At 59.8% G+C, this 14,251-nt stretch carries 12 protein-coding genes; 8 read left to right on the top strand and 4 right to left on the bottom strand.

The annotated features are described in order from the left end of the window. Positions 1-2 precede the first annotated feature (2 nt). On the top strand, positions 3-1,277 hold the full coding sequence (locus AC07O2_RS08930) for a heme biosynthesis HemY N-terminal domain-containing protein (protein ID WP_495075375.1): 1,275 nt from the start codon (positions 3-5) through the stop codon (positions 1,275-1,277). Positions 1,278-1,460: 183 nt separating this feature from the next. Here AC07O2_RS08930 and AC07O2_RS08925 read toward each other — a convergent pair whose 3' ends face one another. Beyond that, entirely contained in the window at positions 1,461-4,505 is a 3,045-nt protein-coding gene (locus AC07O2_RS08925; RefSeq protein ID WP_495075374.1) for an Rne/Rng family ribonuclease, read from the bottom strand. A gap of 557 nt (positions 4,506-5,062) precedes the next feature. On the opposite strand from AC07O2_RS08925, the gene AC07O2_RS08920 reads away from it, so the two are divergent. The 7 genes from AC07O2_RS08920 to AC07O2_RS08890 all read left to right on the top strand — a co-directional run bounded on the left by AC07O2_RS08920 (position 5,063) and on the right by AC07O2_RS08890 (position 11,574). After that, a complete protein-coding gene (locus tag AC07O2_RS08920; RefSeq protein WP_495075489.1) occupies positions 5,063-6,058 on the top strand; it encodes an RluA family pseudouridine synthase in 996 nt (331 codons plus the stop codon). Positions 6,059-6,140: 82 nt separating this feature from the next. Further along, positions 6,141-7,874, top strand: coding sequence for a type IV-A pilus assembly ATPase PilB (gene pilB / locus AC07O2_RS08915; RefSeq protein ID WP_495075373.1), 1,734 nt, complete (start codon positions 6,141-6,143; stop codon positions 7,872-7,874). Positions 7,875-7,909: 35 nt separating this feature from the next. Next, on the top strand, positions 7,910-9,127 hold the full coding sequence (locus AC07O2_RS08910; RefSeq protein ID WP_495075372.1) for a type II secretion system F family protein: 1,218 nt from the start codon (positions 7,910-7,912) through the stop codon (positions 9,125-9,127). A gap of 17 nt (positions 9,128-9,144) precedes the next feature. Continuing rightward, positions 9,145-9,969, top strand: a complete 825-nt coding sequence (locus tag AC07O2_RS08905) for a prepilin peptidase (protein WP_495075371.1) — start codon at positions 9,145-9,147, stop codon at positions 9,967-9,969. A gap of 4 nt (positions 9,970-9,973) precedes the next feature. After that, positions 9,974-10,582: a dephospho-CoA kinase gene (gene coaE / locus AC07O2_RS08900; RefSeq protein WP_495075370.1), complete on the top strand. Its 609-nt coding sequence runs from the start codon at positions 9,974-9,976 to the stop codon at positions 10,580-10,582. Positions 10,583-10,603: 21 nt separating this feature from the next. Further along, positions 10,604-11,359, top strand: coding sequence for a cell division protein ZapD (gene zapD, locus AC07O2_RS08895; RefSeq protein WP_495075369.1), 756 nt, complete (start codon positions 10,604-10,606; stop codon positions 11,357-11,359). A gap of 2 nt (positions 11,360-11,361) precedes the next feature. Next, entirely contained in the window at positions 11,362-11,574 is a 213-nt protein-coding gene (locus AC07O2_RS08890; protein WP_495075368.1) for a DNA gyrase inhibitor YacG, read from the top strand. A gap of 42 nt (positions 11,575-11,616) precedes the next feature. Here AC07O2_RS08890 and AC07O2_RS08885 read toward each other — a convergent pair whose 3' ends face one another. From AC07O2_RS08885 to argJ, 3 genes are read right to left on the bottom strand one after another with little or no spacing between them, the layout of a single operon-like run. Next, positions 11,617-12,093 carry an NUDIX domain-containing protein gene (locus AC07O2_RS08885; RefSeq protein ID WP_495075367.1) on the bottom strand — a complete coding sequence of 159 codons (477 nt, stop codon included), beginning with the start codon at positions 12,091-12,093 and terminating at the stop codon, positions 11,617-11,619. Further along, a complete protein-coding gene (locus tag AC07O2_RS08880) occupies positions 12,090-12,968 on the bottom strand; it encodes an ATP-binding protein (RefSeq protein ID WP_495075366.1) in 879 nt (292 codons plus the stop codon). The genes AC07O2_RS08885 and AC07O2_RS08880 overlap by 4 nt, the downstream gene beginning before the upstream one ends. Continuing rightward, positions 12,965-14,194 (bottom strand): bifunctional glutamate N-acetyltransferase/amino-acid acetyltransferase ArgJ, encoded by a 1,230-nt coding sequence (argJ, locus tag AC07O2_RS08875; protein ID WP_495075365.1) that lies wholly within the window; start codon positions 14,192-14,194, stop codon positions 12,965-12,967. Before argJ ends, AC07O2_RS08880 begins: the two co-directional genes overlap by 4 nt. Between the last annotated feature and the right edge of the window lie 57 nt (positions 14,195-14,251).

The following is a 14,251-nucleotide window of genomic DNA, read 5'->3' as shown; positions in this document are numbered from 1 at the left end:
GCATGCGCGCAATCATCTGGCTGCTGACCCTGTTTGCGGTGGCCGTGGCCATCGCCCTACTGGCGGGCAATAACCTGGGCACGGTGACCGTGTACTGGCCGCCGTACCGGGTAGACATCTCACTGAACCTACTGTTGCTGTTGATCGCGGCCAGCTTTACCGTACTGCATCTGGCCCTGAAGGCACTGTCCGCGCTGTTCGCCATGCCCCAACAGGCCCAACGCTGGCGTTTGCAACAACGCGAACGTGCCACCCATACCGCCCTGCTGGACGCCTTCTCGCACATGCTCGCCGGCCGCTTTCTGCGCGCCCGCAAAGCCGCCGAAGCCGCGCTGCGCCAGGAAAAAGCCCTGCTGGACAGTGGCCACGCCCTGGCCCATGCCGAAAAACTGCGCGCCCTGTCCCACCTGGTCACCGCCGAAAGCGCTCAGGCGCTGCAAGACGCTTCCACCCGCGACAAGCATCTGCAACTGGCACTGGAGAACACAGCCCACCGCGACGCCCAAGAAACCCGCGAAGGCGTGCAACTGCGCGCAGCCCGCTGGGCACTGGAAGACCGTGACGCCGATGCCGCGCTGCAATGGCTGGATGCCCTGTCACTGGGCGCCGCGCGTCGCACCCTGGCCCTGCGCATCCGGCTCAAGGCCGCGCGCCTGGCCCGCCAAACCCTGCCGGCGCTGGAAACCGCCCGCTTGCTGGCCAAGCACCGCGCCTTCTCGGCATCAGCGGCGCAAAGCATTCTGCGTGGCCTGGCACTGGAGCTGGTGAATGCCGCCCACGACCCAGCCCAGTTGCAGCGCGCCTGGGCCCAGTTGGAAACCACAGAGCAGCTGATACCCGACGTTGCCGTGCATGCCGCCCAGCGCCTGGTGCAACTGCAAGGCGACGTAGGCCTGGCCCGACAGTGGTTGCTGCCCATCTGGGAGCAGTTCATCGCCCAGCCCGAGCAGACGCACAGCCACGCGATCAAATTGATACGCGCCATCGAAAGCGGATTCTCGCAAGTGGACAGCGCGCTGGATCTAGGCTGGCTGAATCGCGTGGAAGCCGCGCAGCAGCACAACCCACGCGACCCGAATCTACAGTACCTGGCAGGCATGGCCTGCCTGCGCCACCAGCTTTGGGGCAAGGCCCAGCAACTGTTGAACCAGTCCATCCACAAGCTGGACGATGCCGGCCTGCGCCGCAGTGCCTGGCGCGCCATGGCCGTACTCGCCGAACAACGCGGCGACAGCAGCGCCGCACAAGACGCCTACCGGCAGGCGGCTACGCTGTAACAGCCGCCTGGTGAGGGCAGACCCGGCCTCTCACCCCTTTCACACATATCCGACCGACAACTAGCCACCTTGTACTGGCACGGCCGCGCGCCAACCTTCCCCGGCCGTGGCACCATGCACCGCCGAAACAGAGGCAAAAAAATGGACCCGAAGGTCCATTTTTAGAGGGCATAAAGCCTACGCTTAGAAAGGCAGATCCATATTGCGCAGATCGCGCTTGGTTTCCACCAACACCAAGGGCTCGTTAGAGAGCTCGACCACAGGCGGACGTTCACGTGGCACATGAACCTGTACAGGCTCAGCGGCAATCGCCGCCTGCACGGCAGCCACACGGTCTGGGTTGCTACCAACCCATTCCAGGCCAGAGTTCTGCGCCAGCGCCACCAAATCAGCGGTCGGCAAGGAGAACACTGGCATTGCGGGCAGGGCCTTTTTGCCCACCGTAGCCGGGGCCGCAGCCACTGGCGCAACAACCGCTTGCTGCTGCTCCACAGCCACAGATACCACCGCCGCAACTTCAACGGAAGCAGCTTCTGCTACGACAGGTGCAGCCACTAGGCTGGCAGCCGGGGCCACTGCACGCTCGACCAGGGATTGGGCCTGTGGCTCTACCGGGTTGGGCACAAAAGCGGTGGGCTCTGCGGACGGATCACGCGGCGCGCGGTCCTTGCGGTCACGGCCGTAACGGTCGCGGGAACGCTTCTCGCGGCGCTGTGGCTCCTCGCCCTCTGGACGGGGCTCTTCCGCCTGCGCGGATGCAGATACGGGTGCAACCGTGGCATCGCCTTCTTCTGCCGCCGGCTTGGCGGCAGCGAAGTAGGACGGACGCTCTGGGCGCTCGACCGGCTCACGGTCCATACGCGACGACTCACGCGGCGCCCGGCCAGGACGGCCTGCATCGGCTGCAGCTTCTGCCACAGGTGCTTCACCCGCTTCAGCACGCGGTTCCTGGCGTTCACGGCCAGTCTCTTCCCGGTTGCCGCGACCACCACGGCCACGTGGGCCACGCTCACCACGCTCGCCCGACTGGCGGGGAGCACGGGGCTCCTGGCCGGGCTGCTCGGTAACTGCGGCTGCGTCCAGGCTCACGCCTTCTGCCGCCGGTGCCTGGAGTGCCTGCACATCCGCCTCGACGCGCTCACGCGGGCCTTGGCGCTCACCACGACCACGGCCGCCACGACCACCGCGGGCTGCGTCGTCCGCAGCACCTTCGGTACGCGGGGCTGCATCGCTGCGTTCAGCACGCTCGGTGCCGTTGCGCGGAGCGCGCTCAGGGCGGGCTTCCTGGCCATCACGGCCTTCGCTATTGCGCGGGCCACGGCCATTACGGCCCTGGCCTTCGCTACGACCTTCAGGAGACTCATCACGGCGGCCGCCACGGCCACCGCGATTTGCGCCTTCGCCACGTGGGCCACGGCCTTCACGGCGCTCTTCCGTCTTGGCCACCACTGGTGCAGGGGCTGGAGCGACGACCACAGGTGCTACCACCGGCGCGGGAGCGGCACCAAACAAGCCCTTCAGCCAACCAAAGAAACCCTTTTCCACAGGCGCTGCCACGGGTGCAGCTACTGGAACCACAGGGGCCGGCTGGGGCGTAACCGCCTTGGGCACGGCCACTGGCGCGGGTGCATCTGGCAACACGCCTTTGATTACCGGCGTTTGCTTGTTGGTGGGTTCCTGCGAGCGGCGCGTCACCGAGGTGGCGTCGTCGATTTCGTCGGCCATCTTGTAGCTGGCTTCGATGTGGTCCAGACGTGGGTCGTCGTGCTTCAGGCGTTCCAGCCTGTAGTTCGGTGTTTCCAACGTCTTGTTGGGCACCATCAGCACGTTGATGCGCTGCTTGAGCTCAATCTTGGCGATTTCGGTACGCTTTTCATTCAGTAGGAACGAGGCCACGTCGACGGGCACCTGGCACATCACCGAAGCGGTGTTGTCCTTCAGCGACTCTTCCTGGATGATGCGCAAAATCTGCAACGCCGAGCTTTCGGTGTCGCGGATATGGCCGGAACCGCCACAGCGCGGGCAAGGAATCGAAGCACCTTCGCTCAGCGCCGGGCGCAGGCGCTGGCGGCTCATTTCCATCAGGCCGAATTTGCTGATGGTGCCGAACTGCACACGCGCGCGGTCCTGGCGCAGCGCATCACGCAGGCGATTTTCCACGTCGCGGCGATTGCGGCTTTCTTCCATGTCGATAAAGTCGATCACGATCAGACCGCCCAAATCGCGCAAACGCATCTGGCGCGCCACTTCTTCGGCAGCTTCCAGGTTGGTGCGGGTTGCGGTTTCCTCGATGTCGCCGCCACGGATGGAGCGGGCCGAGTTCACGTCCACCGATACCAAAGCCTCGGTGTGGTCGATCACGATGGCGCCACCGCTTGGCAGTTGCACGGTGCGGGCGTAGGCCGATTCGATCTGGTGTTCGATCTGGAAGCGGCTGAACAGCGGCGCGTCGTCACGGTAGCGCTTCACACGCGCTGCGTGCTCGGGCATGACGTGGGCCATGAACTGCTGGGCCTGCTCGTACACGTCGTCGGTATCGATCAGAATGTCGCCGATGTCGTGGTTGAAATAGTCGCGGATGGCGCGAATCACCAGGCTGGATTCCTGGTAAATCAGGAAAGCGCCCTTGCCACCCTTGCCTGCGCCGTCGATCGCGGTCCACAGCTTGAGCAGGTAGTTCAAGTCCCATTGCAACTCTGGGGCGCTGCGGCCGATACCGGCGGTACGCGCGATGATGGACATGCCGTTGGGGTATTCCAACTGGTCCATGTTTTCTTTGAGCTCTGCGCGGTCTTCGCCCTCGATACGGCGGCTAACGCCACCGCCACGCGGGTTGTTGGGCATCAGCACCACATAGCGGCCGGCCAACGACACAAAGGTGGTCAGGGCCGCGCCCTTGTTGCCGCGCTCTTCTTTTTCGACCTGGACCAGCAGCTCCTGGCCTTCGCGGATCACATCACTGATGCGCGCTTGGTTGACCGGCACGCCTTGCGTGAAATATTGCTTGGAGATTTCCTTGAAAGGCAGAAAACCGTGGCGGTCTTCACCGTAGTCCACAAAGCAGGCTTCCAGCGAAGGCTCGACGCGGGTGACGACTGCCTTGTAGATATTGCCCTTGCGCTGCTCGCGCCCTTCGATTTCAATTTCGTAGTCGAGCAGTTTCTGCCCGTCCACAATCGCTAGCCGACGTTCTTCCGACTGCGTTGCATTAATCAGCATCCGTTTCATGGTGCGTTTCCTTTGACTGGACCACAGAGGGTCCAGAACTGTTGTTCAATTCAATATGGCTCAAACCGAGCCTTTGATGCCTGAACAGACGCATGGAAACAAGCGGAATTACCGACATGACTGCACTAGGTAAGCGTTGACTTACAGGGTGACAGAGGGGGCTGGTGAACGAAAGCGAGGGGGAAGATGGGCTGAGAAGCTATTAAATTTATAGCTGGTTGCGCATATTGTGCGTGCGCTACAGGCGATTCCACGCCAAAGGCCGGGGCTATGAGCCACCGCCAGAGGGTTTGAACCATCACCATCAACACAAGAATTCTCGTTTCGATCCGTTGAGCAACCTGCGCCCCAGGCATAAAGCATGGGCACAGGTCGACAAGTTGGGGTATTCCGTATCCGTATTTCCATTGCGTCAGCCCCTCCCAAGACCGCTTGCCGCCACCGGCGCAAGACTCGCACGGGCTGGCGGCAGATCGCCTCGGGTGGCATCGACCTCGCAGCGCTGTCGGTGTTGTGCTCTAAACTGTGGTGAATCAAGCACTTACGACACAACGCTGGTGAAAAATATTATAGGTGCTAACACAGCCCCCCCCATGCTCGAAGTCAAATTCATTACAGTGGACGCAGAAGACGCGGGCCAAAGACTCGACAATTTCCTTGTACGCCATCTCAAAGGCGTACCCAAAACCCATATTTATCGCATCATCCGCAGCGGTGAAGTGCGGATCAACAAGGGCCGGGCCGCAGCAGATACGCGGATTGCCGACGGCGACGTTGTGCGACTGCCCCCAACCCGCGTATCCGAACGTGCCGCCGAAAAAGCCCTGGCCATGGAAACCCATGCTCCAGCTCGCGAATTTCCCATCCTGTGGGAAGACGAACATCTGCTAGCTATAGATAAACCTGCCGGCGTGGCCGTGCACGGTGGCAGCGGCGTCAGTTTCGGAGTCATCGAACAACTGCGCAAAGCCCGACCCCAAGCCGCCTTTCTGGAGCTAGTGCACAGGCTAGACCGAGAAACGTCCGGCATTCTGCTGCTGGCAAAAAAGCGCAGCGCCCTGAAAAACGTGCAGGACCAGTTCCGGGAGCGAGAAACAGGCAAAACCTATTTGGCCCTGGTGATCGGACACTGGCCGAGCAACAAAAAGGTACTGGACAAATCTTTACACAAGTATCTACTGCCCAACGGTGAACGGCGAGTCAAGGTGGTGGCCAAAGATGCCCCGGACGGCATGCGCTCACTGACCTTGGTCAGAGTGGCCCAACACTTCGACGGATTCAGCCTGCTGGAGGTCACCATCAAAACCGGCCGCACCCACCAGATCCGTGTACACCTGGCCAGCGAGGGGTTCCCGATTGCTGGAGACGACAAATACGGTGATTTCGACGCCAATAAGAATTTGGCCAAGAAAGGTCTCAAGCGCATGTTCCTGCATGCATGGCGTCTGCAACTAAAGCATCCTGCCAAGACGGAAAACCTGGCCCTGACGGCGGCACTGCCTGAAGAATTGCTGCAATTCTTGCCCTCACCAGCCGCGCACAGCGGTAGCTGAACCCGTCGGCTACGGCGTTTACATCGGTCGGCAATTCACCGATGATGCATCCATCTTCCGCTACCTGCTACATTTTGGTCTTATGGCCGCTGTCGAACCGTTCAATAAAGAAGCATCTACCGTAGCACTCCCTGGCTTGGGGAGGGTTTTGATCTCCGCCGGAAAGTTGGCACAAAAGGCGGCAGAAGACATATTCCGCAAAGCCCAAGCCAACCGCAACAGCTTTATCGCCGAGTTAATGGCGGCAGGCGCAGTATCACCCTCGGACCTGGCCCACACCATGTCCACCGCGTTTGCTGCACCCTTGCTGGACATGGATGCAGTAGACCGTGACAGACTGCCCAAGGACCTGCTAGACGCCAAGATCTGCCAAGCCTACCGTGTGGTGGTACTGAGCAAGCGCAACAACCGCCTGATCGTGGCCACGGCCGACCCATCCGACCAGGAGGCCGCAGAAAAAATCAAATTCTCCACCCAGCTCGGGGTGGACTGGATCATTGCCGAGTACGACAAGCTGTCGCGCCTGGTAGAAGCCAACTCCATGACCGCCGGCGAGGCGATGGACTCCATCATCGGCAACGATTTCGACTTTGACGATACTGCCATGGGACCGGCAGTCGAAGCAGCCGAAATCAACACGTCGGATGTGGAAGATGCGCCGGTGGTGAAATTTTTGCACAAGATGCTGCTGGATGCATTTGGCATGCGCGCATCCGACCTGCACTTCGAGCCCTATGAGCACAACTACCGCGTCCGCTTCCGCATCGACGGTGAACTGCGTGAAATTGCGTCGCCGCCAGTCGCCATCAAGGACAAGCTGGCCTCCCGCATCAAGGTGATCTCCCGGTTGGACATCTCTGAAAAACGGGTGCCACAAGACGGCAAGATGAAACTCAAGGTCGGCCCCGACCGCGTGATTGACTTCCGGGTCAGCACACTGCCTACGCTGTTCGGCGAAAAGATCGTGATCCGGATTCTGGACCCAAGCAGCGCCAAACTGGGCATTGATGCCTTGGGCTATGAGCCGGAAGAAAAAGAGCGTGTGCTGACTGCAATCGGCCGCCCTTATGGCATGGTGCTGGTGACCGGGCCTACAGGCTCGGGCAAGACCGTGTCGCTCTATACATTTTTGAATCTGCTCAACAAGCCGGGCGTAAATATCGCCACCGCGGAAGACCCTTCGGAAATCAACCTGCCCGGAGTGAACCAGGTCAACGTGAATGACAAGGCAGGCCTCACCTTCGCAGTGGCACTGAAGTCCTTTCTGCGCCAGGATCCAGACATCATCATGGTCGGCGAAATCCGGGACTTGGAAACGGCCGACATCTCCATCAAGGCCGCACAAACCGGCCACTTGGTGCTGTCCACCTTGCACACCAACGACGCCCCCACCACCCTGACGCGTATGCGTAACATGGGCATTGCGCCGTTCAATATTGCGTCCAGCGTGATTCTGATCACAGCGCAACGCCTGGCCCGCCGCCTGTGTGTAAACTGCAAGGCAGTGATCGACATTCCACGCAAGACTATGCTGGAATCGGGTTTTGAGGAACATGAACTCGATGGTTCCTGGAAACCTTACGGACCTGTAGGCTGCAATGCCTGTAACAACGGCTACAAGGGCCGCGTTGGCATCTACCAGGTCATGCCGATTTCAGACGAAATTCAGCGCATTATTCTTCGTGACGGCAGTGCCATGGATATTGCCGAGCAAGCCAAGGCAGAAGGCGTACGCTCGCTGCGCCAGGCAGGACTGTATAAAGTTAAGCTCGGACTGACTTCCTTGGAAGAAGTGCTCGCCGTGAGCAATGAGTAGACCCATAAGACCCACCTAGAGGCCCAAGACATTCCATGGCAACTGCATCGCCCAGAGACGTAAAGGAGTTTGTCTTCGAATGGGAAGGCAAAGACCGCAACGGAAAACAAGTCCGTGGCGAAACACGCGCCTCGGGTGAAAACCAGGTGCAGGCATCCTTACGGCGCCAAGGTGTTTTCCCGACCAAGATCAAAAAGCGCAAGATGCGCTCGGGCAAGTCCATCAAGCCCAAAGATATTGCAATCTTCACGCGGCAGCTGGCGACCATGATGAAGGCCGGCGTGCCGCTGCTACAGGCCTTCGACATCGTAGGCCGTGGCAACGCGAACGCCAGCGTCACCAAGCTGCTGAACGATGTGCGCATGGACGTGGAAACCGGTAGCTCTCTGAGCGCCGCGTTTCGCAAGTTTCCCATGTACTTTGACAGCCTGTACTGCAACCTGGTGGAAGCAGGTGAAGCCGCTGGTATTTTGGAATCCTTGCTGGACCGGCTGGCGGTCTACATGGAAAAGACCGAGGCCATCAAGTCCAAGATCAAATCCGCCCTGATGTATCCGGCATCGGTGGTGGTGGTGGCATTTGTGGTGGTGGCGGTGATCATGATATTTGTGATCCCCGCATTCAAGGAGGTCTTCAGCAGCTTTGGCGCCAATCTGCCTGCGCCGACCTTGTTCGTGATCGCCATGAGCGAATTTTTCGTCAAGTATTGGTGGCTGATATTCGGTGGCATTGGCGGCGGCGGTTACTTTTTCATGCAGGCGTGGCGTCGCAACGAAAAAATGCAACATTTCATGGACCGCGTTTTGTTACGGGTTCCAGTGTTCGGCGCTCTGATTGAGAAGTCCTGCATTGCGCGCTGGACACGCACCCTATCCACCATGTTCGCAGCAGGCGTACCTTTGGTGGAGGCGCTGGACTCTGTGGGTGGCGCATCCGGCAACTCGGTATTTGAAATCGCCACCGGCAAAATCCAGCAGGAAGTCTCTACTGGCACCAGTCTGACGGTAGCCATGACGAATGCACACATCTTCCCGTCCATGGTGCTGCAAATGTGCTCAATTGGCGAAGAGTCCGGCTCCATCGACCATATGCTGGGCAAGGCTGCAGACTTTTATGAAGCCGAGGTGGACGACATGGTCGCCGGTCTTTCCAGCCTGATGGAGCCCATCATCATCGTGTTCCTGGGTACCTTGATTGGCGGCATTGTGGTGTCCATGTACCTGCCTATCTTCAAGCTGGGCCAAGTCGTTTGATGCCGGAATTTCAAACTATGGTCGCCTTGATCGGTGGCATTCTGGGCTTGTTACTGGGTAGTTTTCTGAATGTGGTGGTGCACCGCCTGCCCAAGATGATGGAGCAGAGCTGGGCGCAAGAATACGCCGACATGCAGGGACAGGAGCCGCCCGCGGCAGAACCTCTGAACTTACTGGTTCCCCGTTCGCGCTGCCCGCACTGCGCGCACCAGATCCGCTGGTTTGAAAATGTGCCGGTACTCAGCTATGCATGCCTGCGCGGCCGCTGCTCCGCCTGCAAAGCGCCGATCAGCCCTCGCTACCCCCTGGTGGAAATGGCTAGCAGCGGTCTTTTCTTTTTCTGCTTCTGGCATTGGGGGGCCTCCGTCACGGGGCTAGCATGGAGCGGTTTTGCCGCAGCTTTGTTGACGCTGGCACTGATCGACTGGGACACCACGCTTTTGCCCGACAGCATCACCCTGCCCCTGGTCTGGGCCGGCTTGATTGCGTCGTCTCTGCATTGGACGTCCGTGCCCATGTTCGCTTCGCTATGGGGAGCCGTCGCCGGCTACCTGTCCCTCTGGAGCATCTACTGGATCTTCAAGCTACTGACAGGCAAGGAAGGTATGGGCTATGGGGACTTCAAGCTGTTCGCTGCGCTAGGCGCCTGGTTTGGCTGGGAGGCACTGGTGCCCATGGTTCTGATGGCCTCGGTAATCGGTGCAGTGATTGGCATTGCCATGAAATTCAGTACCGGTCTGCGCGAAGGTGGCTACATACCTTTCGGACCATTTCTGGCCGGCGCCGGCTTGACCGCCATGGTCTTCGGGCCCGAAGCCATTTTGCATTTTGTCGGCTTGTAGAACTGTGCGAAGTGGCCTTCGACTAGGCCTCACAGGAGGCATAGGCAGCGGTAAAAGTACGGTGGCGCACATGCTGCAAGCACGTGGAGCCGCGCTGATCGATGCCGATGCCATCGCCCGCACCAGCACAGCACCTGAAGGCGCAGCCATCCCAGCCATACGCACGCGTTTTGGCGCGGAATTTCTGACCCCCACCGGCGCACTGGACCGCAACAAGATGCGCACCCTGGCCTTCTCCGATGCGAGCGCCAAACACGCACTGGAAGCCATCATCCATCCCCTCGTAGCCAAGGAAATTGAAAGTCAATTCCAAGCCGCACAGGCTGCTGGTATAAGCTGCGTGGTATTCGATATCCCCTTGCTGGTGGAATCTGGCCACTGGCGAGGCAAGCTGGACCACATTCTCGTCATCGACTGCCTGGTCAGCACCCAAATCGCCCGCACCGTAGCCCGCAGTCAATTGTCCGAAGAAGCCGTGCGGCAGATCATCCGAACCCAGGCCAGCCGTGAACAGCGCCTGGCGTTGGCCGACACCGTGATCTACAACGAAGGTCTATCGTTAGACCAGTTACGCCAGCAGGTTGAACAAATCGCCCCATACTTCGGGCTATGATGCCGCCACAGGAAAATCTGCGTGATTCTTTACGAATATCCCTTTAACGAACGTATACGCACCTATCTGCGGCTGGAACATCTTTTCCGGCGGCTGGGGGAACTGGTGCCCCGCGCCCACGCGCTAGACCACCATTACGCGCTGACCACGATTTTCGAGATCATGGACGTAGCCGCACGCGCCGACCTCAAATCGGATGTGATGCGGGATCTGGAAAAACAAAAAAACATACTGAATGGCTACCGGGGCAACCCATCCATCGCAGAAGATGTATTGGACGAAGTCATAGGCCAGCTCGACACCTGCTACACCGCACTGCATGAGCAACCCGGTAAAGCCGGCCACAGCCTAACGGAAAACGACTGGCTGATGGGCTTGCGCAGCCGGGTCAGCATCCCAGGCGGTACCTGTGGCTTCGATCTGCCGGCGTATTACGCGTGGCAGCACCAGCCTGCCGATGTGCGCCGTCAAGCGATTGAGAAATGGGCACAAACCCTGGCACCACTAGCCGAGTCCATCCACCATTTGCTAAAAATGCTGCGTGACTCCGGTGCGCCGCAAAAAGTCATCGCAATCGGCGGACAATTTCAGCAAAACCTGCCCCAGGGCCGCACCTACCAGCTGCTACGTCTGCGCATAGACCCCGCGCTGGGCTTGATTCCCGAAATCAGCGGCAACCGACTGATGGTTTCGGTACGCTTGATGCGCCACGAGGCTGACGACCATCTGCACCCCTGCAGCGATGATGCCTCGTTTGAACTCACCCTCTGCGCCTGAGCATGACTGATACCGCTCCTCCACTGTCGAAAAAATGGGTTGTCTGCCCTACCTGCAAGGGTAAAAGCCTGTACGCCGCCAGCAATGCCTACCGTCCGTTTTGTAGCGAGCGCTGCAAAAACGTTGACTTTGGTGCCTGGGCCAGTGCCAGCTTCAGCCTGCCTGCCGAAGCACCACCGGACGACCTCGTCTTTGGTGACGCCCGCCTGCAATAAATTTATAAAAAATACGGCTCTAGCGCAAATGTTGCCTGCGCACTAAGCTACAGAATGTGTAGCACCAAGGAAATCCCGCTCCTGCGCCAACCAAGCCAGCACCGGCACGGTACCTGGTAATACCGGCATCACCTGCAAAGGCAGCAGCTGCCAGGCATGACTTTGGCCTTCGCGCATTTCCAGCCCCCCCGTCCAGTCAAACACCTTGCAAAAGTGCAAACGCACCAAGGCGTGCGGGTAGTCCACCAGCTCCACCTTCCAGGGCTGCGCAGCGCCTATGGTGATGCCCAGCTCTTCCTGCAGCTCCCGACGCAGTGCCTGCTCCACGGTCTCGCCCTGCTCCAGCTTGCCACCCGGAAACTCCCAGTAACCGGCGTACACCTTGCCCACCGGCCGGGATGTCACCAGAAAGTGGCCGTCCGGCTGCAACAACACACCCACGGCCACCTCTACGATGGCACGCTCAGGACCGCCTTCACGCGGGCGGTCTGCATCGGCTACCAACGGCTGCCCGCTCATGCCGCACGCATGTGCTGGCCCGCGTAGTCACGCGCGAACTGGTAGGCCACACGCCCGCTGCGGGAGCCACGCTCCAACGCCCACACCAAGGAGGCTGGGCGTGCTGCGGCAATCGCCTCGGCATCCACGCCGAAAGACTGCAGCCACTGGGCCACAATGGCCAGATACTCGTCTTGCGAGAACGGATAAAAGCTAACCCACAGTCCAAAGCGCTCGGACAAGGAAATCTTTTCCTCCACCACTTCACCCGGATGCACCTCGCCATCTTCGGTGTGCGTGTAGCTAAGGTTTTCCTTCATGTACTCCGGCAGCAGATGGCGACGGTTGCTGGTGGCATAGATCAGCACATTGGGACTGGCCGCGGCCACCGAGCCATCCAGAATCGACTTCAAGGCCTTGTAACCGGCTTCACCCTCTTCAAAGCTCAAGTCGTCGCAGAACACAATGAATTTCTCAGGCCTGTCGGCCACCACATCGACGATGTCCGGCAAATCCACCAGATCAGCCTTGTCGACCTCAATCAAGCGCAGACCGCGTGGCGCGTAAGTATTCAGGCAGGCCTTGATCAACGAAGACTTGCCTGTTCCGCGCGCACCTGTCAACAGCACATTGTTGGCGGGCTTGCCGTCTACAAACTGCAGGGTGTTGCGCTGGATTTTTTCCTTCTGGACGTCGATTTCCTTCAGGTCGGCCAGCGCCATGCTGCCGATATGACGCACCGGCTCCAGCACGCCGTGGCCCGAGCCCCGGCGGCGGTAGCGGAAGGCAATAGCCGCATTCCAATCCGGTGCCTGCACCGGCTGGGGCAGGATGGACTCTACGCGCTGCAGCAGCTGCTCGGCACGCTCGATCAGGCGCTCAAATTTCTCGTTCATGAACGGTAGTCGGCGTTGATGGACACATATTCGTGGCTGAAATCGCAGGTCCACACGGTGTCGGCGGCCGTACCGCGGCCCAGCCCTACGCGCACAGTAATTTCGCTCTGCTTCATCACGCGCTGGCCGTCTTCTTCGCGGTACGTGGGGTTGCGCCCACCATTAACCACCACGTGTACATCGTCCAAAAACAGGTCGATACCGGTCTGGTCCAGATCGGTGATGCCTGCGTAGCCTACTGCCGCCAAGATACGGCCCAGATTGGGATCGCTGGCAAAAAATGCGGTCTTGACCAAGGGCGAATGGGCGATCGAATACGCTGCCAGGCGGCATTCTTCGGACGTCTTGCCGCCTTCAACACGCACCGTGATGAACTTGGTCGCACCCTCGCCGTCACGGACAATGGCCTGGGCCAGCTTCTGGGCCACCGACAGCATCGCGGCTTTCAAAGCCTGGCCGTCCGCACTGTCCAGCGCAGTGATTTGCGCATGGGCCGCCTTGTGGGTGGCGATGACGACAAACGAGTCGTTAGTAGAGGTATCGCCATCGATGGTGATGCGGTTGAACGAGGCATCCGCCAAGTCTTTGGCAAGTTGCGCCAGCAACGACGGGTGCACATTCGCATCCGTGGCCATGAAGCCGAGCATGGTGGCCATGTTTGGACGGATCATGCCCGCACCCTTGCTGATACCCGTCACCGTCACGGTGGCGCCACCCAGCTGTATCTGGGCGCTGAAGGCCTTGGGTAGCGTGTCGGTGGTCATGATGGCCTCTGCAGCGCGGCCCCAGTTGTCCGCACGGGCATCGGCCAAAGCAGTTGGCAAACCGGCCTTGATACGGTCATGTGGCAGCGACTCCATGATCACGCCGGTGGAGAACGGAAGGATCTGCTCAGGCGCCAGGTCCAAATACTGGGCAAGCGCAATGCAAGTGGACTTGGCACGCATCAAACCATCCTCGCCAGTGCCTGCATTGGCATTGCCGGTATTCACCAGAATCGCACGGATACCCAGGCCAGCAGCCAGATGCTCGCGGCAAATCTGAACCGGTGCTGCACAGAAGCGGTTTTGCGTGAACACACCAGACACTGAAGCGCCTTCGCCCAACTGCACCACCAGAACGTCTTTCCGGTTGGGTTTACGCACACCAGCCTCGGCAATGCCCAGCAACACGCCCGGCACAGGATGTAGATCAGCGGGATTGGGAGCAGACAGATTCACGGGCATAACAGTCTTTCAAAAAATAGAGTTGCACGCGGGGACAGGTCATGAAAAAACGGGCCG

This window comes from Rhodoferax sp. GW821-FHT10B06, from assembly GCF_059415605.1.
This window is presented reverse-complemented; position numbering and strand designations above follow the sequence as displayed.

Coding starts and splice junctions, on each gene's coding strand:
- AC07O2_RS08930 (WP_495075375.1), top strand. CDS start 3: ATGCGCGCAATCATCTGGCTGCTGACCCTGTTTGCGGTGGCCGTGGCC.
- AC07O2_RS08925 (WP_495075374.1), bottom strand. CDS start 4,505: ATGAAACGGATGCTGATTAATGCAACGCAGTCGGAAGAACGTCGGCTA.
- pilB (WP_495075373.1), top strand. CDS start 6,141: ATGGCCGCTGTCGAACCGTTCAATAAAGAAGCATCTACCGTAGCACTC.
- AC07O2_RS08910 (WP_495075372.1), top strand. CDS start 7,910: ATGGCAACTGCATCGCCCAGAGACGTAAAGGAGTTTGTCTTCGAATGG.
- AC07O2_RS08905 (WP_495075371.1), top strand. CDS start 9,145: ATGGTCGCCTTGATCGGTGGCATTCTGGGCTTGTTACTGGGTAGTTTT.
- AC07O2_RS08890 (WP_495075368.1), top strand. CDS start 11,362: ATGACTGATACCGCTCCTCCACTGTCGAAAAAATGGGTTGTCTGCCCT.
- AC07O2_RS08885 (WP_495075367.1), bottom strand. CDS start 12,093: ATGAGCGGGCAGCCGTTGGTAGCCGATGCAGACCGCCCGCGTGAAGGC.
- AC07O2_RS08880 (WP_495075366.1), bottom strand. CDS start 12,968: ATGAACGAGAAATTTGAGCGCCTGATCGAGCGTGCCGAGCAGCTGCTG.
- argJ (WP_495075365.1), bottom strand. CDS start 14,194: ATGCCCGTGAATCTGTCTGCTCCCAATCCCGCTGATCTACATCCTGTG.